This is a genomic window from Candidatus Nitrospira allomarina (assembly GCF_032050975.1).
GTDB lineage: Bacteria > Nitrospirota > Nitrospiria > Nitrospirales > UBA8639 > Nitrospira_E > Nitrospira_E allomarina.
On record NZ_CP116967.1, the window covers coordinates 1,543,298 to 1,563,193 of the forward strand.

Genomic DNA, 19,896 nt, shown 5'->3' on the forward strand with positions numbered 1-19,896 from the left:
GTCTGGGGATTTTGGTCATGAGTGGGAGTGATATGTCTGGGACAGAAATTGTCGTGCGGGCACCGGCCAAAGTGAATCTGTCGATTCGGGTATTGGATCGATTGCCTAATGGGTATCATAATTTGTGGTCTCTCATGCATACAGTCGATGTCTTTGATCTTCTCCGAATTAGACTCAACCCTGATCGGGAGGGTCTTGTCTTAACGTGTGGAGATGCTCCGTTGCCCTTGGATAAGGGAAATTTAGTTTATCGGGCGGCTGAATTGGTGCTGCAGCGTTCTGAAAAGAATGTAGGGGTTGATATTGAGCTAACCAAAGTTATTCCCTTGTCGGCTGGTCTGGGAGGTGGGAGTAGTGATGCCGCTGCCACTCTGTATGGCCTTACTCACTTGCTAGGGTTAAATTGGACTTTATCTGACTTGTGTGAGGCGGGTGCAACACTTGGAAGTGATATTCCATTTTTTTTTAAAGCACCTTGTGCAGTGGTCCGGGGGTGGGGCCATGAGGTGGCGGCCTGTTCTCTCAAAGGCGAACGGTGGGTCGTTCTCGTCAATCCCGGCTTTCCAATACAGACAAAATGGGCATATAAACAGCTGTCCTCCCAACGGGGGGCCGTCAGACCTTTAGGTGAATTTACCAAGAGAATAGATCGTGAATTGAGCCTTTCCTGGGAGGAAGTGATCGGGATAATGGAAAATGATTTTGAACCGCCGTTGTTTCCGTTTTATCCGATTTTGGGATTCATTAAAGACACGCTGCTTTCCTTTGGGGCTCAGGCCGCTCTATTATCAGGTAGTGGAGCCACCGTATTTGGGATTTTCCGCAATCAGGAAGATGCTCGGCAGGCTTCCACTCGGTTGCGTCGTGATACGAGCTGGAGAATCTTTGATATCCCGATGGGTTCGACGAATTTACCACATGACCCGTTCCATGTTGGCTCTACTTCTCAGGTTTCCAACGTGGAAATTCAGTGATTTGAGTTGACAAGGCGCCAATCGTAGATTTACCTTTGCTCTGCTTTTTTTCCTGAAAATCTGCTACGGTTCAGGTTCACCCAGGCGAGTTGAGACTACCACCATGCTCAGAGATTTAAAATTGATCACGGGTAACTCCAACCCTGCGTTGGCCAGAGAAATTGCCCAGTATATTGGGCAGGATTTGAGTCAGGCAACGGTTACAACCTTTAGTGATGGGGAGATCAGGGTTAGAATTGATGAGAATGTGCGTGGAGGCGATGTTTTTCTGATTCAATCCTGTTGCCACCCGGTGAATACTTCGATTATGGAGTTGTTGCTCCTGATCGATGCGGTCAAACGATCATCAGCTTCAAGGATCACGGCGGTCATTCCTTATTACGGGTATGGGAGGCAAGATCGAAAAGATCAACCCCGAGTGCCCATCAGTGCCAAATTAATTGCGGATTTGATCACTGCAGCCGGCGCGAATCGGATTCTGACCATGGATCTTCATGCCGGACCGATTCAAGGATTCTTCAATATTCCCGTTGATCACCTTTATGCCATGCCTGTGATGTTGGACTATATTAAAAAGCAAAATGTTTCTGATTTGGTGATCGTTTCCCCTGATGCGGGAGGGGTCGAGCGAGCGAGAGCATTTGCCAAACGATTGAATTCCTCTCTCGCGATTATCGATAAGCGGCGGGAATCGCCGAATCAGGCTGAAGTGATGAATATTATTGGTGATGTTCAGGATAAGCATGCGTTATTGTTTGATGACATGATTGCCATACGGCGGGAACCATTGTCCAGACAGCTCAAACCTGTATGGATAACGGAGCCCTGTCGGCCTGGGCCGGGAGTACCCATGCAGTCCTGTCTGGTCCGGCACTGGAGAGGTTGCAATCGTCTTGTCTCCGTGAGGTAATGGTAACAAACACCATTCCTTTAAATGGGAAGGATCAGCAATGTCCAAAATTGAAGACTCTCACAGTTGCTCCTTTGTTGGGTGAGGCGATTTTGAGGATTCATCGTGAAGAGTCGGTGACATCCTTGTTCGTATAAATTAGCTAACTGTTCATTCACTCTCATTTAGAAAAGGGCAAGACGATGAAATATGAACTTGAAGTTGAAAAACGGGATCAGGCTGGGAAAGGCGTGGCGCGGCAACTACGGCGACAAGGAAAAATTCCTGGAGTTCTATACGGAGGAGGGAAGTCTGAATTTGTGGCCATGGACCATAAGACTGCCCGCAATCTGGTGATTTCTCAGGTTGGCCACACTGGGTTGCTGACTGTTCGGATTTCTGGGGGGCAAGAACGGATCGCCGTCCTTCAAGACCACCAAATTGATCCCATTACCGGTGCGATTCTCCATGTGGACCTCTTTGAAGTCTCGATGAAAAAAGCCATTCGCGTTAAAGTTCCCGTGACGATTATCGGAGAAGTCCCTGTTGGCGTGAAAGAGGGGGGGATTTTGCATCAGGTAATGCGCGAACTTCACATTGAGTGTTTGCCGGCTCAAATTCCGGATCATATTGAAATCGATGCGTCAGGATTTGGTATTGGTGATGGTATGCATGTGAAGGAAGTGACCGTCCCGACGGGTCTCAAGATTTTGGATGACGAGGATCTCATGGTTGCCCATGTTGCCACGAAGATGTCCGAAGCGAAGCTAGAGTCCCTCTTGGCTCGCGAGGTGACTGAAGGGGTGGCTCCAGTTGCCACAGCAGAAAAGGCTGCAGAGGGGGCTCCCACTGGAGCGGCTGTGGCGGCGGCAGATAAAACGAAGGCCGCATCAGACAGTAAAGCAAAGGAAGGCAAAAAGTAGCCCTTGCATGTGGTGGTGGGACTTGGAAATCCGGGAGAGTCCTACAGATACACGCGACACAACCTTGGCTGGATGGTTCTTCAGCAGGCGGCTGATCGTTGGAGTGTGACTTGGGCCAAGCAGGAAGATGGGTTTCTCGGTCAAGGTGAAGTTAAGGGCCATCCGGTTTTGCTTCTTCTTCCCCTTGCGTGGATGAACCAAGCTGGGGTTGCCGTTCGGTCTGTCCTTCAGAAGTTTTCTCCCAACTCGCCTGATCTTATTGTTGTCCACGATGATCTGGACCTGTCTCTGGGAATGATCAAGATCAAAACCAGAGGTGGCGCTGGTGGCCATAATGGTCTGCGTTCTGTTTTGTCCTGCCTGGAAACGGAAGAATTCTCCAGGATTAAGGTTGGCATAGGGCGTCCTCAGAACAATGAAAGCCTGGCAAATTTTGTGCTTTCACCATTTTTATCAGAAGAGTGGGAGCAGGTTGGCTCAATTCTTCCGAAAGCGGTTGATGCGTTGGAATGTCTTATTTGTGAAGGGCCGGCTATTGCCATGAATCGATTTCATGTGCGGTCCTCGGAGACAGGTCTGTAAATATTCGTGTATTGATCATTCTGCCTGGCAGAAGTGGATCAACCTTCCCGTTGAATTCGTGGGTTGAGCTGAGGCAGCCTCTCTCATTTCCAGGCTCTTTGCATTAGGAAAATGACCTTGGGACCTCAAAGGATTTGGAATGTGAGCGGAGGGAATCTCGCCGACGTGAATTGGCATTCGGTAGGACATTGAGATCAGATGAAGGGGTGATGGGATTTTCGACTGTTTATAAAGTGCATCCCTTTTGGGGAGGGACCTGTATATCCCTTTGGGGTGTGGATACAGAATTCGACCGTCTACCGCTTGTTTTTAAGTGCTAAAAAGCCCAATTTCACTGAAAAACAATGGCAGGCTTTTAGATTCTGAATTGGCGGGTTCTATTCCTGAGAGAGGTTTGACACTCCAATTTACCCTATGGTAGCTTGTGTCCCCTTTTGTGATACAACACGATTGCTCTGCCTGAAAACTAGAAAAATACTGTCAGAGGGAAAGGTTACGTATGAAATTGTATGAATCACTGTGTATTCTTCGTCCCGTTCAAGCGGAAACAGAAAATGAGCGAGTGATTGAAAAAATGAAGGAAGTCCTGAGTCAGGCTGGAGCGAATATTTTAAAATTCGATAATAGCGGGAAAAAGAAGCTGGCCTATGATATTCAACATGAGCGAAAGGGGACCTATATTACGGTTCAATTTGAAGGCCCCCCAACGGTCGTCTTTGAGTTGGAGCGCTTTCAGCGTATGGAAGACCAGGTGATGAAATTCATGACTGTGCGGCTGAACCCAAGTGATTTGGTAGCGGTAGGTGAAGCAAGTGTGGAGGAAGCAGAAGATGGTGGGATTCAATAAAGTCATATTGATTGGAAATCTGACTAGAGATCCCGAGCTTCGGTATACACCCAGCGGCACCCCTGTAGTTAATTTCCCGTTAGCGGTCAATCGTCGGTACCGTCAGGCCGATGATCAAAAAGAAGAGGTGTGCTATGTTGATATTGTCGTGTTTGGACGACAAGCTGAACATTGTGGGCAGTACCTCAATAAAGGTGACGGGGCCATCGTTGATGGTCGCCTACAACAACGGCGGTGGGAAACGGACGACGGGCAGAAGAGAAGCAAACATGAAGTCGTTGCTCAAACAGTAACGTTCTTGCCGAAAAAGTCCTCCTCGGGCACCTCTGGGGCAGGAGTGAGTGAGGAGTCTAACTATGATCCGGAAGAGTATTATCCAGACCCCATGCCCTAATTTTTAGCCTAGGAGAGGTTTCTGTGGAAAAAGGACGATTGTTTCAGCGGAAAAGAGTGTGCCGCTTTTGCTTCGATAAGACGCCATTGGATTACAAGGATGCAAATTTATTGAGGAATTTTCTCACGGAGCGCGGACGAATTATTCCTCGTCGGACCTCGGGGAATTGCTTGCGGCATCAAAGAAAATTAACCCAAGCGATTAAGCGTGCCAGGCATGTGGCTATCCTTTCATTTGCAGAAGAGCACTGAGGTCACCAGTATTCTTCGAAACGGGGCAGGTAGAAAGGTGTGGTTGTTAAATGTCTATAGCCATCAATCTACTTGATGTTCCCCCCACAGGTCTTCAAATTCATCATGAGGTGAGCCCCTCGGACTTATTGCTCTCCCATGATGAGGGAATCCCTATTGGGAATTTAAGTTGTCATGGAGATCTTTTTCTGACCGGGGAGCGGTCAGCACATTTTCAAGGGAAAATATCCGGAAGGATGGCCAGGGAATGTGTGCGTTGCCTGGATCAATTTGAGGAAGATTTATCCCTATCGTGTGAGGTGGAATTTAAAAAGGCCGTGAAAGCGGTCAATGTGATTGTGCCGCACAGGGATAAAGGCAAAGGGGCAAAGGGGCGTGACAAATCCGTCGATGATAATGCGACAGAGGAAGATGTATACCCTATTACAGGAAATGAAATCGACCTTCTTCCGGCTATTCGAGAGCAGGTCATTCTTGCTACCCCCCTTCAATCTTTATGCAATGAAAACTGCCTCGGGTTGTGCCAAGTATGCGGGAGCAATTTAAATGATGGCATATGTGGGTGTTGTACCCCAGTGACTAGCTCAGCACCAGTGCCAATTCAGCAAACAATATCAAAAAAACATCCATCAAAGCGCTCCTCTATTTCTGCTCGAAGAGGATCGTGAAGGCATCAGTCACCTCTTAACAGAAAAGTTGGACTATTATGGCAAATCCTAAACACAAAATTTCAAAAGCCCGGAGAGATAAGCGGCGATCTCATCTCAAACTCACCCCGCCAAATTTGTCTACGTGTCCTCAATGTCATGAGCCCAAGCCGTCTCATACGACATGTTTAAATTGTGGAACCTATAAGGGCATCGCCATTATTTCGGTGGAAGAGGGATAAACGGTATTTTCCTTCTCGAGTCCGTCATCTTTTAACACCAAACCCATGAAAATAGCCGTGGACGCGATGGGGGGGGATCATGGATTATCTCCCAATGTCGAAGGAGCCATACAGGCTACAAGGGAATCCTCTCTCTCGATTATCCTGGTCGGGGACGAACCGTCTCTCCAATCTCATCTGGACAAACTCGGCGGCACCAAAGCCGGCATTGAGATTTTTCATGCGCCACAGGTTGTGGATATGCATGAATCTCCTGCGTTGATTGCCAGAAAAAAACGAGATTCTTCCATATGGAAAGCCACAGAATTAGTTAAAAATAAGCAAGCTGACGCGTTGGTGAGTGCCGGAAATACTGGTGCTACGATGGTGTCAGCATTTTTTCTTTTGGGATTGATCCAAGGGGTAGAACGACCGGCAATCGCCGCGACATTGCCGACTCGCCAGGGTAAGGCAATCATGCTGGATGTCGGCGCCACTGTTGATTGTACGGCTCGCCAACTTTTCCAGTTTGGGATAATGGGGCATGAATATGGTAGGCATCTCCTGGGAACTGATCGTCCAAGGGTCGGTCTATTGAGTATTGGGGAAGAAGATACCAAGGGGAATGAAGTCACCAAAGAAACCTTTAAATTGTTGAAGGATAGCCCTATTAATTTCATTGGTAATGTTGAAGGGCGAGATGTCTATAGTGGGAATGCCGATGTCATTGTGACCGATGGATTTATTGGAAATGTGGCCTTGAAAATTTCTGAAGGGTTGGCGGATGCGATTAAAAAGATGCTGATGAAAGAAATTGCCCAGTCAGCTCTGGGTCGGCTTTCCTATCTATTTGTGGCCGGACCCCTTCTGCGTTTACGGCGAAAAACCGATTATGCCGAATTCGGCGGAGCTCCACTTTTAGGGGTTGAGGGTATCAGTATGATTTGTCATGGTCGTTCCTCCTCGAAGGCGATCAAGAATGCTATTCTTCGAGCCCAGGCTTTGGCAGAAGGTGGCTTGATTGAGGAAATCCGAGGGGACATTGCCCAAGGGTGCAGGTGAGTTCAACGCGGTGTTTCATGTATGAATAGTCTGATTCTAGGGACAGGGGCCTATGTTCCCAAGCGAATCTTGACCAATGCGGATTTAGAGCGCATGGTTGAGACCTCGGATACCTGGATTATTGAACGGACAGGCATCAGGGAGCGCCGAGTGGTTGACCCAGGGCAGGCCTGTTCCGATTTAGCTGTTGAGGCGGCTCAGCGTGCGTTAATCGCTGCTGATGTGGCCCCATCGGAGATCGACCTGATCCTTTTAGCCACCTGTACTGGAGATTCTCCTCTTCCTTCAACTGCCTGTCTTATCCAGCATCGGTTAGGAGCAAATCGGGCAGCAGCGTGTGATATTTCCGCCGCCTGTTGTGGATTTATCTATGCGTTGGCTATTGCAGATGCTTATGTGAGAAATGGTATGCGGCACGTATTGGTCATTGGTTCCGAAGTCATGTCGGCGATAACCGATTGGACCGATCGCAATACGTGCGTGTTATTTGGCGACGGAGCTGGGGCGGTGGTGGTAGGGCAAGGCACTGAAGGTTCGGGGATTCTTTCCACCCATTTGCATGCCAATGGCGGACTCTCTGATATGATTCAGGTTCCCGGAGGCGGATCGCGGGAGCCGGCATCCAAAGAGGTTCTTCAAGAAAAACGATGTTTTATAAAAATGAAGGGCAATGAAACTTTTAAAATCGCCGTTAAATCAATGGAGGAGGCCACCAAAGAGGCATTAGAGGCCAATAAATTAGCAATGGACGATGTCGATCTGTTCATTCCTCATCAGGCCAATATGCGGATATTGAATGCCGTGGGTCAGCGATTGGGGTTGGATCGAGAAAAGTTGATGATAAATTTAGATCGATTTGGTAATACCTCTGCAGCATCGATTCCGTTGGCGCTCGATCAAGCTGTCCGGGAGGGAAGAATTCATAAAGGGAGTGTGGTGTTGTTGGCTGCATTTGGTGCAGGTCTTACCTGGGCTTCAGCGGTCGTTCGTTGGTAATGTGACTGCCGGCGGATTTCTCCCTCCTGAATGAGATCGTTGCCATAAAAGCAGAGGAAGAATCTGAGGCTTCCAACAAGAGCAAACCAGAATATTTTTGGGGTTTAAAGAGAGGGGAATTATGTCTGGAACGACCTCATGGGGTGATAATGATTGGGCGCTGATTCTAGGAGTCTCTAGTGGATTTGGAGAGGCGGCAGCTATGGAGCTGGCCAATTTAGGGTTGAATATCTGTGGTGTGCATCTTGATCGAAAATCAACGCAAGCGAATGCGGAGCGCATTGCCTCGCAGATTCGCTCACTCGGTCGAGAGGTCCTGTTTTTTAATGTCAATGCGGCCGATCCCGAAAAGCGTGTCGACATTTTGAAGGCACTGAAGCAACGGGGAGAAGAATCCGGGAGGTCCGTCTGTGTCAGAGTGTTGTTGCATTCGTTAGCTTTTGGGACCCTGAAGCCGTATATTGCGGAATCCCATGCAGAGGCCATTAATAAAGCACAGATGGATATGACGTTGGATGTCATGGCTAATAGTCTGGTGTATTGGACACAGGATTTAGTGGCACAAAAATTTTTGGGTACAGGGAGTCGCATCTTCTCCATGACCAGCGCCGGAGGCGCACGAGTCTGGCGAACCTATGGGGCGGTTTCCGCTGCAAAGTCGGCCCTGGAATCTCATACGAGGCAATTAGCCCTGGAACTGGCTCCTCTGGGTATCACGGTAAACTCGCTGATGGCAGGTGTCACCGATACTCCGGCTTTGCGTAAAATTCCCGGTTCTGATGAAATGCTGACCTTAGCCAAACGAAAAAATCCTTCAAACCGGCTGACTACAACTCAAGATGTCGCCGATGCGTTAGGCCTGTTAAGTCATCCGAAAGCTCATTGGATCACTGGAAATGTAATTTGTGTGGATGGTGGAGAGTTTATTGTTGACTAGTTTCAGGAAGTGGGAGGAGCCATGTGGTGGACTGTCTTGAGTCATGGCATTTTAGAGGGTGAGCGAAAAGCATGAAGCCAGTCTTTGGTTTTCTGTTTCCTGGGCAAGGCTCTCAGTCTGTCGGCATGGGGAAGATTCTTTTTGATAGGAGTCCTGCGGTTCAGGCCCTCTATAAGGAAGCCGCGGATATCTTGGGGTATGATATTGCCGCATTGTGTTTTGAGGGGCCGTCAGAACAACTCAATCGAACCGAATATACGCAGCCGGCATTGCTGGTGACCAGTCTCGCAGCATTCCAACAGGTCGGTGATGGCCCCCTTCTTCCCGCTGCGGTTGCCGGTCATAGCTTAGGCGAATATACCGCATTAGTGGCGGCCGGCGCGTTAAATTTTGGTGAAGCGGTTAATCTGGTGCAGAAGCGCGCGCGTTATATGGCCGAGGCCGTGACTCCAGGAAGTGGGTTAGTGGCCGCGATTTTAGGCCTTTCGGAAAAGGATGTCCGAAGTGTTTGTCAAGAAGCAGGATCTATGGGCATTGTGGCTCCTGCCAATTTCAATTCTCCAGGCCAAACGGTTATTGCCGGAGAAAAAGCCGCAGTGGAGCATGCCGCAGCATTGGCTAAGACGCGTGGAGCGAAGCGGGTCATGCCGCTTCCGGTCAGTGTCCCCGTTCATACTCCATTGATGCAGGTTGCTGCTGACAGGCTAAAAAAAGATATTGATTCTCTAAAGTGGTCTGTTTTAAAGGTACCGTTGGTTAATAATGTGGAAGCGAAAGCCTTGTTGTCAGCGGAGGAGGTTCGTGAGTCCCTTGTTCGACAATTACCTTCTCCGGTGCGCTGGCAGGAAACCATCCAGGCCATGTCGCTGATGGGCATCACACATTTCGTGGAAATCGGTCCAGGGAAAGTTTTGACGGGATTAGTGAAGCGCATTGTTCCTGAGGCCACCACCTGGAATGTGATGGATCAGGAATCGTACGCCCACGTCCTGTCGCACTGCGCCTAAGGACAAACGGGATCGAATTTTCCAGAAGGATTGAAGAATGTTGTTGACGGAAAAAATTGCAATAGTGACAGGCGGTGCCCAAGGAATCGGGCAGGCGATTGCGACTAACTTGGCCAAGGAAGGTGCAGATGTGGTGGTCGCCGATCTTGATGCCGATCGTTGTCAAGAAACCGTGGATCTTGTCCAACAGTCAGGTCGCAAAGCGTTGGCGGTTTCGGTCAATGTTGGCGAGTGGGAACAGGCCAAGGGAATGATGGAACGCGTCCTCAAAGAATGGGGGCGAGTGGATATCTTGGTCAATAACGCCGGTATTACGCGAGATGGCTTGCTGATGCGGATGAAAGAGGAGGATTGGCTTGCCGTCCTCCAGGTCAATTTGACCGGCACGTTTTTCTGTGCAAAGGCCGTTCTGCCTTCCATGAGCAAGCAGCGAAGTGGTCGTATTGTTAATATTGCTTCTATTGTCGGAGCAATCGGGAACATGGGCCAGGCTAACTATGCGGCGTCAAAAGCGGGTGTGATTGGTCTCACCAAAACAATTGCCCGGGAGTATGCCAGTCGAAATATTACCGTCAATGCCGTGGCTCCGGGATTTATTGATACGGCGATGACCCAACATCTTTCGCCAGAAATTAAAGAGGGATTACTGAATCAAATTGCATTAAAGCGGTTAGGGCAGCCTTCGGATGTTGCCGATGCAGTATGTTTTCTGAGTTCGGAGAAGGCCGGGTATATTACCGGGCATGTGTTACATGTGAATGGCGGGATGCATATGGCGTCCTAGCCCATGCGCAACAGGATGTGTCATTCGATAAACTTTGTAAGGAGGAGGAGCCAACAATGGCAGTTGAAGAGCGTGTCAAAAAAATTATTGTGGAACAATTAGGTGTTGAAGAAGATGACGTGGTTCCTGAGGCCAAGTTTGTAGAAGATCTTGGAGCTGACTCCTTAGATACGGTGGAATTGGTGATGGCCTTAGAAGAAGAGTTTGAGATCGAAATTCCGGATGAAGATGCAGAAAAAATTCAAACGGTCTCGGCGGCCATCGATTTTATCAAAGAAAAGGTCTGAAAGAATCATCGAGTACTGTGCGAACTTGCGGTTCGTCCATAGTTGATCACGGGCGTCGAGGAGGTAAAGCCCCGGGTTCATTATCTGGGTTTTCCAGCCATGATATGTAGGGAGTACCTCAATGACTGAATGGAAACCACGACGTGTGGTTGTGACAGGATTGGGATTGGTTACACCTCTGGATATTGGTGTATCCAACACATGGGATAAATTATGCAAAGGCCAATCCGGAATCGGACCCATTACCCGATTTGATGCCAGTCAGTATTCGGTGCAGATTGCGGGAGAGGTCAAGAATTTTGATCCCTCGACGTTTATTGAGAAAAAAGAAATCAAAAAGATGGATACCTTCATCCATTTTGCCCTTGCCGCCAGTCAGGAAGCGGTGGATGATGCCAAGCTTGTCGTGAACCCGGATGAGGCGGACCGTGTGGGAGTCTATATTGGAGCAGGCATTGGAGGTCTTCCGGCCATTGAACATTATCATAAGGTGTTGCTGGAACGTGGCCCCGACCGGGTTTCCCCATTTTTTATCCCGATGGTCATTATTAATTTGGCATCCGGTCAGGTGGCGATCCGTTTTGGTGCTAAGGGTCCGAATGCCTGTACGGTCACGGCCTGCGCCACAGGGAATCATTGTATTGGGGACGGATTTCGACTGATTCAGCGGGGAGAGGCCGATGTGATGCTGGTGGGAGGAGCGGAATCGACCATTTGCCCTACAGCGGTAGCTGGATTTGCTGCGGCGAAGGCGTTGTCCAAGAGAAATGATGAACCGAACCGGGCCAGTCGGCCTTTTGATAAAGACCGTGACGGGTTTGTCATTGGCGAAGGTGCCGGTGTGTTAATTCTGGAGGAATTGGAGCACGCCAAATCTCGAGGCGCGCGTATTTACGCCGAGGTGATCGGCTATGCCATGAATAGCGATGCCTTTCATATTACTGCCCCACCAGATGATGGAGCCGGTGCGGTAACCTGTATGGAGCGTGCGATTCAGGATGCGGGAATCGCCAAAGAATCTGTGGGATATATTAATGCTCATGCCACGTCCACATTTGCCGATCGGATTGAAACCCAGGTTATCAAACACGTCTTTGGGGACCGGGCCTATTCCATTCCTGTGGGTTCTACCAAGTCCATGACCGGCCATCTATTGGGGGCTGCCGGGGGAATTGAAGCGGTCTTTTCTATTTTAGCTATGCACCACGGCATCATTCCTCCGACGATCAATTTGGAAACGCCAGATCCCGAATGCGACTTGGATTATATTCCGACTCATGCCAGATCCTGTGCCATCGATGTCGCCATATCCAATGCATTTGGATTTGGTGGAGTCAATGCCTGTCTAGTATTCCGGCGTTGGAAGGGCGAATAGGCAGCATGGTCCCTTCCTGATTAGATTGTTTCGAGAGAGGTGCCTCTCAGGACGTCGGATGCAGTTGCCCCGACCTCGCCCCGAAAAGATATGATATACTACAACGTTTTGCTCAAGAAGTAAGAAAACAACAATCATGCGTGTCAATATTACCAATTCTTTGTAGATCTCGTGGCTGCTCTTGCATTTGAAGACATTCAGGAATCGTTGGAGTATAAATTTAAGCAGCAAGCTCTGCTATGTGAGGCGCTCACCCACCGTTCCTTTTCTCAAACTCAACGCCAGGCGGGGAGTCCCCACAATGAACGGTTAGAATTTTTAGGGGATGCGGTGTTGGGATTGGTTGTCAGCGAAAGTCTTGCGGCGATGTTCCCGGATTCTACAGAGGGCAAACTCTCCAAGATTAAAGCGGGGTTAATTAGCCGATCCACTCTTTCGAAAGCAGCGAGTCGTCTCCAGTTGGGGCAGTGGTTACGATTGGGTCGGGGGGAGGAAGCGACCAAGGGCCGAGAAAAAATATCACTGTTAGCCAATGCCCTTGAAGCGATCATTGGGGCGGTGTATCTTGATGGGGGGTTGGATGCCGCGAGAGCCTTTATTCAAAAAGTTTTGACCGCGGAATTTTTTTCATTACACAACAGTCCGGTATCTTCAGTGGGGTGGGATGGGAAAAGCCGTCTGCAAGAATGGACGCATAAACAATTTGGAGCAAGTCCCCAGTATCGACTTGTTCGGGAATCCGGCCCGGATCATCAAAAAGTTTTTGCTGTCACGGTGGAAATACAAGGGAAAATCATGGGTCAGGGAGAGGGTCGGACGAAAAAAGAGGCCGAACAAGCTGCGGCAGCGCAAGCGATGGCTCAGGCTGGGCTTGATGTTTCAGACGAGCCAAATTATTCAATCAAGAAATCAACAGATTAGCCATGGAGGAGGAATTATGAGGGGTGTGTTGCAGCCACGGACTTTAGCCAGCGGTCTACGTCAGCTCATGATGGTGATCGGACTGTTCACCATTGTCACTGCCGGTGGTTCTCCTGTCCCAAACAAGGCGGCAGCGGAAGAAGGAGCGAAGGCTGAGACCAAGGCACCTCACGTTCTGATTAAGACGAAATTTGGAGAAATGGAAGCCGTGTTATTCCCGGACTTAGCACCCAAGCATGTTGAAAGTTTTCTCAAATTAGCCAAGTCAGGGTTTTATAATGGAACCATTTTTCATCGGGTTATTCCTGGATTTATGATTCAAGGGGGAGATCCTTTGACAAAAGATCCAGCCAATCGAAGCCGATACGGAACCGGGGGTCCCGGCTATACGGTACCAGCAGAATTTAATCGGATTATTCACGAAAAAGGCATTCTTTCCGCAGCCCGCACGGCAGATCCCAATAGCGCGGGATCGCAGTTTTTCATTATGGCGGATAAGGCTCCCCATTTGGATGGCCAGTACACCGTGTTTGGGGAAGTCGTGAAAGGTCTTGACGTTATTGATACGATCGTGAGCCAGCCTCGTGACCTGAAAGATAATCCTCTCGAGCGAATTGAAATGACGATAGACCTGATTCAATAACTCAGAGAATGGTCAGACATGTGGATGGAATTTACCGATCAATTGACCGGTTCGGTGGAAGGGAGGTCAGGTGCATACTCAAATCCGCTGGGAATAATGATGCGTCCTCCCGCACCGGTTTGGCGGGCGAGTTGTTCCGCCACATCGGGATGGCGCTCCCGGATATAGCCGAGTAATCCATGTAAAAAGCGATGGGAACGAAGCCCTGATCCGGAAAATTTTTGAATAAAGCTATGGGCTTGGTCCAACACGTTGGTGACCAGCGTGGGTTCCAAGGCCTGGCGCTCGCCGAAGACCTTAAATTCTTTTCGTAATTCTTCACCGAAGGCTGGCAATCCGGCTTCTGGTATCTGGATCAGACTGAAGCTTCGCCGAAGGCTCTGGAGGCCTTCCAGCACCTCGGCGTCTTCCGCATCACGCCGATCTTGAAAAAATCGATAGGCTAGAGCCTCAAAGACATAAAATATTTCAGTCGCCCGTTCCCCCCCGAGATCTAGTAATTGTCGATAGAACCCTCGCCGTTCGAGTTCAAACCGGTTCCCCGCACGTTTTTGCTGATAGTCATCATTGCTCTCGAGAAAGACGCAGGAAGTCGGGCAACTGATGTTTGTGATGCGATTAATGCCGCAACATTGGCTGCAAATCACGCCTCTAAGTGCGGGACATGCCCGTTTGCCTTTACGTTGATGGCAATAGAGGCATTTACTCATTCGCCGGGATCTTTCTTGAGCCAGCCCATTCCATAATCAGACCAGGATCGGGGTTTTTTGTTAGGGTTAGCATTAGAGGGACGCTCAAGACCATTAATCTCTGCACCATTCACATACAGGTAGGGAACCATGATCACATGATTGACCCGGTCGATTCCGATTCCCGAAGGGGACAACAGAAACTCCGCAATCACCTCTTTTTTGTGATTGGCCAAAATTCTCCAGACTTTCCCTGCTGTCAAATCAGACACATACATGGTGCCATATTTGTCGAAATCAATACCGTCTAAATTATGGAAACTACCGGTAAACAAGGTATTGGCAAACAACTCCTGAATCGTCCCGGTTTCGTCAATCTCAAAGATTTTTCCATCTTCCCATCCGACACCGACCACATGCCCATTCCTGGGATGAATGGAAAGACCATGCGGGTGCGATAAGCCTTCATGCTGGGCAAAGACCTTCACGGTCTGATCGTGGGCGGGGTCATCAATGTGATAAATGGTATTGGAATCGGCATCAGAGACATAGAGCCCCCCGTGAGGATCCGCCACCAGCCCGGCAAGGGATTGACTGTGAAATTGTGTGAACGGAATAGAATTGAGTGATTGTCCAGTGTTTTTGTCAAATCCTCTGACCACATCCAGATCGGCCACATAAAGGGTTGAGCCCACAATGGCCATCCCTTTCGGTGAGTTCAACGTGACCGACTTTTGCCCACCTTGGATAAAGTGGAGGTCAATCATCTTACCCTCAGTCGTCACTTTACTAATAAAACCCTTATTTTCACGTGTCCCAGGGTCTCCGTTGGCATTGGCGATGAAATAGACCTGCCCTCCATCGGCAATCATGCTTTGCGGGAATGCTAAATTCGTCACCTCTTCGGCATAGATCGTCGTCCAACAACCCAGCAGCAACAGACTGGTGAGGATCGCATTCCTGAAAGAGTCAGCAAGACAATATGGCTTCATGGAAACAACCGAACTTTCGCTGAGACGATGATGACGATCAGAGCAACAAGGGATACCTAGAGGAAAAGCTGAAGTGGCATGGTAAGTGAGGATTTTGTAGGGTGTCAAGGAAGGATGAGGCAGCCATTTCGTTGACGAAGATTTTCCCTGCCTGATATCGTAAATCACCTTAAATAAGTGGTTTGACCATTTTCAAGTGAAGGAGTCGACGTGCCCGCACAGTTAATTGATGGCAAAGCCTTAGCTCAGGCGATTCGAGAGAGCATTGCAGAAGAGGTTCGCCTTTTTGAAAAAGATACAGGGGTTAAGCCCGGCTTAGCAGCCGTGTTAGTGGGAGACGATCCGGCCTCGGCTGTCTATGTGCGGAACAAGAAAATAGCCTGTGAAAAAGCCGGGCTCTATCCTCAGGAACATCGTCTGCCGGCGTCCACGACCCAAGAAACCTTATTGCAATTGATCCACCAGCTGAATACCGATCCTCGAATTCACGGCATCCTGGTCCAGCTCCCCCTGCCCCCCGGCATGGACAGTCAAGCGATTTTGCAAGCTGTCTCCTCCGGGAAAGACGTCGACGGGTTTCACCCGGTCAATGTCGGACGTTTGGTTACAGGCGACCCGGTATTTGTTCCCTGTACACCGAAGGGGGTTATTCAGATGATCGAGTCGACGGGACAAGACATTGCCGGGAAGCGAGCCGTAGTGATTGGTCGGAGTAATATTGTAGGAAAACCCGTGGCCATGTTGCTTTTACATCGACATGCCACCGTCACCATCTGTCATTCACGCACCAAAGATCTTCCCGCCGTAGTTCGTGAAGCCGACATCGTGATTGCGGCCATCGGGAAACCTCTTTTCGTCACCCCAGAGATGGTGAAACCGGGGGCGATCGTGATTGATGTGGGGATTAATCGATTAGCCGATGGAAAATTAGTCGGGGATGTGGATTTTGACCGGGTTAAAGAACGAGCGGGATGGCTCACACCCGTTCCCGGCGGTGTTGGCCCGATGACAATTGCCATGCTGCTTCAGAATACGGTGGAATCAGCCAAACGGAAAGTCGGCACGTAACCCTCAGGTCACACAAAAGTTGGCGCACATGACGATTCCTGAATTTACACAACATAAGAAACAGGGCAAAAAGTTAACGGTCGTGACCGCCTACGATGCGCTATTCACGCAGATTGTGGAGCAGGCCGGGCTGGACGTCATTCTCGTGGGCGATTCTCTCGGAATGGTCGTGCAAGGCAAGTCCAGTACCTTATCGGTGACCATGGAAGACATGCTCTATCACACGCGATTGGTGGCCCAGGCCGCCAAACGGGCTATGGTGATTGGAGATATGCCGTTTATGTCCTACCAGCCCAGCGTGGAAGATGCGGTGCGGAATGCGGGGCGCTTTCTGCAAGCGGGGGCCGCCGCCGTGAAACTTGAAGGGGGAATATCAGTGATTGATCGGGTAGAGGCCATGACACGTTTTGGCATTCCCGTCATGGGTCACGTGGGTATGACACCACAGTCAGTTAATCAATCCGGCGGGTATTCGGTTAAGGGGAAGGCCCAGGCTGAGGCCGAAATTATTGTGAATGATGCCAAGGCACTTGAGGCCGCTGGGGCATTTGCCGTGGTCCTGGAATGCATGCCGACCGAACTGGCACAACGCATCACTGAAGCCCTTTCAATACCGACCATTGGTATTGGCGCCGGGCATGGGTGTGACGGGCAAGTGTTGGTGCTTTACGACCTGTTAGGACTCTTCGATGACTTTGTTCCGAAATTTGTCAAACCCTATGCACATCTGAAGGCGGATGCCTTGCAGGCGCTCCGGCGGTATAAAGAAGAAGTTGAATGCGGAAAATTCCCCACCGATGCTGAAAGTTATCATTAAAAAAATTTCACACCTTACATCCCTCAATATCAGACAGACCGTATTGTACACTCTGTCCATCTTCTGAGATTACTCAGAAGGTGTTTGAATTCATCCCCTTCTTGAAATCAATGATCCATCTGTTGGCCTCAACAAGTGGCCATAAATCAAAGGGTGAATCCTTTTTACCTACGGAGTCAAACCCAGGCCCCTACAGCGGGGCTGTCGGGTTTTCCGTTGCAGTTTGCGGACAGCCGCTTCATTATTGATTCCCAACGGATGGTGAATGTGTTCATGAAAAAAATATTCAAACAGTATGCCCTAAAGATGGTGAAGGATTTTTCAGCCAGGCTCTCATTGTCTGTGAGTAGAAATTCGACCGAGGGCTATATGCTGGGGTATGCCAAAGAGATTATGCGTGCATTGGAAAATGACTACGGAGTGACGACTCGCCGGGATGTCATCACTGGTCTTCGACGACTCAGTCTCGATGAATTCGGATTGGTATTGCTATCTATGCCCGATCCTGAGTACCCCAAGCTTTCACGACTTCTTCCTGCCATGGCGAGTGACGAGGTTCAGCGAGGCTGGACGGGAAACCATGGCTTGGCACTTCTCAAGGAGACTACGGCGTTCGTGCGTGCGTTGAATTACAATTATGCGCGCGTGACCGGGCGGTCTCTGGATAATGCCACCGTTTTGGATTTTGGGTGTGGCTATGGCCGTATCGCCCAGTTGCTGTATTATTTCACAGTCGAGGACAAAGTATTCGGGGTCGACCCCCGGGAACAGTCTATAGAGCTATGCCGGGAGTCGAGGCTCGGTACAAACTTTATGGTATCGGATTACCTCCCTGTATCCTTGCCGGTCGGGGGAGTGAAGTTTGATCTCATCTATGCGTTCTCCGTGTTCACCCACCTGTCCCGCAGGGCCATGACGACGTCGTTGCACACATTAAGGCAGCACATTGCGGATGATGGTCTGTTGGCCATGACCATCCGTCCGGTCGAATACTGGGAGCAGGCCCCTCATGCGTCTCAGGATCAGAAAGATGCCCTTGCCGTCCGACACCGACAGGAGGGCTTCGCCTTCAATCCTCACAACTGGGCGCCGATCGACGGTGACGTCACATACGGGGATTCCTCAATGACTTTGGACTGGATTACGACCACCTTTCCCGATTGGACAGTCAAGGCGACCGATCGTTGTTTGAATGACCCCCTTCAACGATATGTATTTCTGGTGCCGCGCTGACCGGGAAAGACCCAGCGTTGGTGGTCTAAAAATGTAACCCTATTTATGGAGGAAAGTCGCAACCTGACAGGGGGAAACGCTTGCTTGCCACAGCAGGGTATTCCTAGTATGCTCCTGCATAAATTGCAGATTTTTCAGGATAAAGGATGAGTCTCATGGAGCTTCCAGAGGATATGCAACAATGCCGTCAAGAGATCGACCGGCTTGATGACGACATTCTCAACATATTGAATGAGCGATCCCAATACGTCATTAAAATTGGGCATTTGAAAAAACAACAGGATTCGGCTGCCCATCTTCACACGCCTGGTCGGGAAGTCGCGATCGTGGAACGGTTGATGCGCAAGAATCCTGGGCCGTTTCCTAGTGAAGCGCTGCGTCATGTCTACCGGGAAATTATGTCGGCCTCCCTTTCTCTCGAGGGAACTCAAACGGTCGCGTATCTAGGGCCACCTGCCACGTTTACGCATCTGGCTGCCATGCGGAAGTTCGGGGGATCGGCCGACTATGTGTCGGTCAATAGCATTAAGGATGTGTTTGATGAAGTGGAACGGGGACGTATGCGGTTTGGCGTGGTTCCCATAGAAAATTCAACGGAAGGGGTGGTCAACCATACGTTAGATTTGTTCGTGGACTCACCCTTGTTGATTTATGGTGAAGTGATGCTGGAAGTGTCTCATCACTTTCTTTCGAAAGCGGAAAAATTAGAAGAAGTTAAGACGGTCTATTCTCATCCGCATGCCCTTGCCCAATGCCGAAACTGGCTGGAAACCAATTTGCCTTCTGTGAATTTTGCGGAAGAGCCCAGTACGGCTCGGGCTGCTGAGCGGTGCGTGAGTGATTCAACAGCAGGGGCCATTGCCTCCGAATTAGCTGCCCAGCTGTATGGGTTGAATATTCTGCGATCACGAATTGAAGATAACATTAATAATTTCACCAGGTTTCTCATTTTATCCCAAAAGGGAGCTGAACCAACCGGTCGTGATAAAACCTCGATCATTGTCTCAGCAAAGGACCGGGTTGGAGCTTTGTATGACCTGATCCGCCCGTTTTCATCGCACGGCATTAGTATGACCAAAATTGAATCACGGCCTACCCGACGAAAAGTCTGGGAATATTTGTTTTATATGGATTTGGAGGGACATCAGGACGATGATCGCCTGAAGAAAGCCCTGGAGGAAGTCAGGTCTCGTTGTTTGATGATGAAGGTTCTGGGTTCGTATTCTTCTCATCAGTAGAGTCTGGCCCAACCTGTAGCCCTTGAATGGTGGGAATCCGGAAGGGGCTGGCGAAAAGGATCGTCTCAAGTAGATATAGAATTTTTCTAATTTTTTCCGCATGTGTACAAAAGAAAGAA

General features: G+C 49.5%; 23 protein-coding genes and 1 pseudogene. 22 read left to right on the forward strand and 2 right to left on the reverse strand.

The genetic code is table 11. From position 1 onward, the window contains the following. Window positions 1–32: 32 nt before the first annotated feature. The 18 genes and pseudogenes from ispE (at window position 33) to PP769_RS06795 (ending at window position 13,740) form a co-directional block, all read left to right on the forward strand. Window positions 33–974 (forward strand): 4-(cytidine 5'-diphospho)-2-C-methyl-D-erythritol kinase, encoded by a 942-nt coding sequence (ispE, locus tag PP769_RS06710; RefSeq protein WP_312646199.1) that lies wholly within the window; start codon window positions 33–35, stop codon window positions 972–974. 103 nt (window positions 975–1,077) lie between these two features. Next, a pseudogene (locus tag PP769_RS06715) lies at window positions 1,078–2,021 on the forward strand (ribose-phosphate diphosphokinase). 45 nt (window positions 2,022–2,066) lie between these two features. Next, the gene (locus PP769_RS06725; RefSeq protein WP_312646203.1) at window positions 2,067–2,786 is read left to right on the forward strand and encodes a 50S ribosomal protein L25; all 720 of its coding nucleotides are present in this window, start codon (window positions 2,067–2,069) and stop codon (window positions 2,784–2,786) included. A 9-nt stretch (window positions 2,787–2,795) separates the two neighbouring features. Further along, the gene (pth, locus tag PP769_RS06730) at window positions 2,796–3,368 is read left to right on the forward strand and encodes an aminoacyl-tRNA hydrolase (protein ID WP_312647035.1); all 573 of its coding nucleotides are present in this window, start codon (window positions 2,796–2,798) and stop codon (window positions 3,366–3,368) included. 499 nt (window positions 3,369–3,867) lie between these two features. Beyond that, window positions 3,868–4,215, forward strand: coding sequence for a 30S ribosomal protein S6 (gene rpsF / locus PP769_RS06735; protein ID WP_312646205.1), 348 nt, complete (start codon window positions 3,868–3,870; stop codon window positions 4,213–4,215). Next, the gene (locus tag PP769_RS06740) at window positions 4,199–4,609 is read left to right on the forward strand and encodes a single-stranded DNA-binding protein (RefSeq protein WP_312646207.1); all 411 of its coding nucleotides are present in this window, start codon (window positions 4,199–4,201) and stop codon (window positions 4,607–4,609) included. The genes rpsF and PP769_RS06740 overlap by 17 nt, the downstream gene beginning before the upstream one ends. Continuing rightward, complete coding sequence (gene rpsR / locus PP769_RS06745; protein WP_376753428.1) at window positions 4,609–4,860, forward strand: 30S ribosomal protein S18; 252 nt, start codon at window positions 4,609–4,611, stop codon at window positions 4,858–4,860. Before PP769_RS06740 ends, rpsR begins: the two co-directional genes overlap by 1 nt. Before the next feature lie 50 nt (window positions 4,861–4,910). Continuing rightward, complete coding sequence (locus tag PP769_RS19715; protein WP_376753396.1) at window positions 4,911–5,528, forward strand: YceD family protein; 618 nt, start codon at window positions 4,911–4,913, stop codon at window positions 5,526–5,528. A gap of 38 nt (window positions 5,529–5,566) precedes the next feature. Beyond that, a complete protein-coding gene (gene rpmF / locus PP769_RS06750; RefSeq protein WP_312646209.1) occupies window positions 5,567–5,749 on the forward strand; it encodes a 50S ribosomal protein L32 in 183 nt (60 codons plus the stop codon). A 45-nt stretch (window positions 5,750–5,794) separates the two neighbouring features. Beyond that, entirely contained in the window at window positions 5,795–6,790 is a 996-nt protein-coding gene (plsX, locus tag PP769_RS06755) for a phosphate acyltransferase PlsX (protein ID WP_312646210.1), read from the forward strand. A 21-nt stretch (window positions 6,791–6,811) separates the two neighbouring features. Next, the gene (locus tag PP769_RS06760; protein ID WP_312646211.1) at window positions 6,812–7,786 is read left to right on the forward strand and encodes a beta-ketoacyl-ACP synthase III; all 975 of its coding nucleotides are present in this window, start codon (window positions 6,812–6,814) and stop codon (window positions 7,784–7,786) included. Window positions 7,787–7,907: 121 nt separating this feature from the next. Beyond that, window positions 7,908–8,723, forward strand: a complete 816-nt coding sequence (locus PP769_RS06765; RefSeq protein WP_312646212.1) for an SDR family oxidoreductase — start codon at window positions 7,908–7,910, stop codon at window positions 8,721–8,723. A 71-nt stretch (window positions 8,724–8,794) separates the two neighbouring features. Further along, complete coding sequence (gene fabD, locus PP769_RS06770; protein WP_312646213.1) at window positions 8,795–9,730, forward strand: ACP S-malonyltransferase; 936 nt, start codon at window positions 8,795–8,797, stop codon at window positions 9,728–9,730. 40 nt (window positions 9,731–9,770) lie between these two features. Further along, the gene (fabG, locus tag PP769_RS06775; protein ID WP_376753429.1) at window positions 9,771–10,514 is read left to right on the forward strand and encodes a 3-oxoacyl-[acyl-carrier-protein] reductase; all 744 of its coding nucleotides are present in this window, start codon (window positions 9,771–9,773) and stop codon (window positions 10,512–10,514) included. Window positions 10,515–10,570: 56 nt separating this feature from the next. Further along, window positions 10,571–10,801 carry an acyl carrier protein gene (gene acpP, locus PP769_RS06780; RefSeq protein ID WP_312646215.1) on the forward strand — a complete coding sequence of 77 codons (231 nt, stop codon included), beginning with the start codon at window positions 10,571–10,573 and terminating at the stop codon, window positions 10,799–10,801. Between the two features lie 121 nt (window positions 10,802–10,922). Next, complete coding sequence (gene fabF / locus PP769_RS06785) at window positions 10,923–12,176, forward strand: beta-ketoacyl-ACP synthase II (protein WP_312646216.1); 1,254 nt, start codon at window positions 10,923–10,925, stop codon at window positions 12,174–12,176. A gap of 171 nt (window positions 12,177–12,347) precedes the next feature. After that, complete coding sequence (gene rnc, locus PP769_RS06790) at window positions 12,348–13,097, forward strand: ribonuclease III (protein WP_312646218.1); 750 nt, start codon at window positions 12,348–12,350, stop codon at window positions 13,095–13,097. Between the two features lie 175 nt (window positions 13,098–13,272). Then, window positions 13,273–13,740 (forward strand): peptidylprolyl isomerase, encoded by a 468-nt coding sequence (locus tag PP769_RS06795; protein ID WP_376753430.1) that lies wholly within the window; start codon window positions 13,273–13,275, stop codon window positions 13,738–13,740. A 38-nt stretch (window positions 13,741–13,778) separates the two neighbouring features. Here the strand turns inward: PP769_RS06795 and PP769_RS06800 are convergent, their stop codons facing one another. After that, the gene (locus PP769_RS06800; RefSeq protein WP_312646220.1) at window positions 13,779–14,450 is read right to left on the reverse strand and encodes a hypothetical protein; all 672 of its coding nucleotides are present in this window, start codon (window positions 14,448–14,450) and stop codon (window positions 13,779–13,781) included. After that, complete coding sequence (locus PP769_RS06805) at window positions 14,447–15,421, reverse strand: NHL repeat-containing protein (protein ID WP_312646221.1); 975 nt, start codon at window positions 15,419–15,421, stop codon at window positions 14,447–14,449. The genes PP769_RS06800 and PP769_RS06805 overlap by 4 nt, the downstream gene beginning before the upstream one ends. A gap of 210 nt (window positions 15,422–15,631) precedes the next feature. On the opposite strand from PP769_RS06805, the gene folD reads away from it, so the two are divergent. The 4 genes from folD to pheA all read left to right on the forward strand — a co-directional run bounded on the left by folD (window position 15,632) and on the right by pheA (window position 19,777). After that, a complete protein-coding gene (folD, locus tag PP769_RS06810; RefSeq protein WP_312646222.1) occupies window positions 15,632–16,489 on the forward strand; it encodes a bifunctional methylenetetrahydrofolate dehydrogenase/methenyltetrahydrofolate cyclohydrolase FolD in 858 nt (285 codons plus the stop codon). Window positions 16,490–16,517: 28 nt separating this feature from the next. Then, the gene (gene panB / locus PP769_RS06815; RefSeq protein ID WP_312646223.1) at window positions 16,518–17,306 is read left to right on the forward strand and encodes a 3-methyl-2-oxobutanoate hydroxymethyltransferase; all 789 of its coding nucleotides are present in this window, start codon (window positions 16,518–16,520) and stop codon (window positions 17,304–17,306) included. A gap of 273 nt (window positions 17,307–17,579) precedes the next feature. Continuing rightward, the gene (locus PP769_RS06820; RefSeq protein WP_312646224.1) at window positions 17,580–18,539 is read left to right on the forward strand and encodes a class I SAM-dependent DNA methyltransferase; all 960 of its coding nucleotides are present in this window, start codon (window positions 17,580–17,582) and stop codon (window positions 18,537–18,539) included. A gap of 155 nt (window positions 18,540–18,694) precedes the next feature. Beyond that, a complete protein-coding gene (gene pheA / locus PP769_RS06825; RefSeq protein WP_312646225.1) occupies window positions 18,695–19,777 on the forward strand; it encodes a prephenate dehydratase in 1,083 nt (360 codons plus the stop codon). Window positions 19,778–19,896: the final 119 nt, after the last annotated feature.

Excerpts from the sequence above, each read along its gene's own strand:
- ispE (WP_312646199.1), top strand. The coding sequence starts at position 33 with ATGTCTGGGACAGAAATTGTCGTGCGGGCACCGGCCAAAGTGAATCTG.
- PP769_RS06725 (WP_312646203.1), top strand. The coding sequence starts at position 2,067 with ATGAAATATGAACTTGAAGTTGAAAAACGGGATCAGGCTGGGAAAGGC.
- rpsF (WP_312646205.1), top strand. The coding sequence starts at position 3,868 with ATGAAATTGTATGAATCACTGTGTATTCTTCGTCCCGTTCAAGCGGAA.
- PP769_RS06740 (WP_312646207.1), top strand. The coding sequence starts at position 4,199 with ATGGTGGGATTCAATAAAGTCATATTGATTGGAAATCTGACTAGAGAT.
- PP769_RS19715 (WP_376753396.1), top strand. The coding sequence starts at position 4,911 with ATGTCTATAGCCATCAATCTACTTGATGTTCCCCCCACAGGTCTTCAA.
- rpmF (WP_312646209.1), top strand. The coding sequence starts at position 5,567 with ATGGCAAATCCTAAACACAAAATTTCAAAAGCCCGGAGAGATAAGCGG.
- plsX (WP_312646210.1), top strand. The coding sequence starts at position 5,795 with ATGAAAATAGCCGTGGACGCGATGGGGGGGGATCATGGATTATCTCCC.
- PP769_RS06760 (WP_312646211.1), top strand. The coding sequence starts at position 6,812 with ATGAATAGTCTGATTCTAGGGACAGGGGCCTATGTTCCCAAGCGAATC.
- PP769_RS06765 (WP_312646212.1), top strand. The coding sequence starts at position 7,908 with ATGTCTGGAACGACCTCATGGGGTGATAATGATTGGGCGCTGATTCTA.
- fabD (WP_312646213.1), top strand. The coding sequence starts at position 8,795 with ATGAAGCCAGTCTTTGGTTTTCTGTTTCCTGGGCAAGGCTCTCAGTCT.
- acpP (WP_312646215.1), top strand. The coding sequence starts at position 10,571 with ATGGCAGTTGAAGAGCGTGTCAAAAAAATTATTGTGGAACAATTAGGT.
- fabF (WP_312646216.1), top strand. The coding sequence starts at position 10,923 with ATGACTGAATGGAAACCACGACGTGTGGTTGTGACAGGATTGGGATTG.
- PP769_RS06800 (WP_312646220.1), bottom strand. The coding sequence starts at position 14,450 with ATGAGTAAATGCCTCTATTGCCATCAACGTAAAGGCAAACGGGCATGT.
- PP769_RS06805 (WP_312646221.1), bottom strand. The coding sequence starts at position 15,421 with ATGAAGCCATATTGTCTTGCTGACTCTTTCAGGAATGCGATCCTCACC.
- panB (WP_312646223.1), top strand. The coding sequence starts at position 16,518 with ATGACGATTCCTGAATTTACACAACATAAGAAACAGGGCAAAAAGTTA.
- PP769_RS06820 (WP_312646224.1), top strand. The coding sequence starts at position 17,580 with ATGAAAAAAATATTCAAACAGTATGCCCTAAAGATGGTGAAGGATTTT.
- pheA (WP_312646225.1), top strand. The coding sequence starts at position 18,695 with ATGGAGCTTCCAGAGGATATGCAACAATGCCGTCAAGAGATCGACCGG.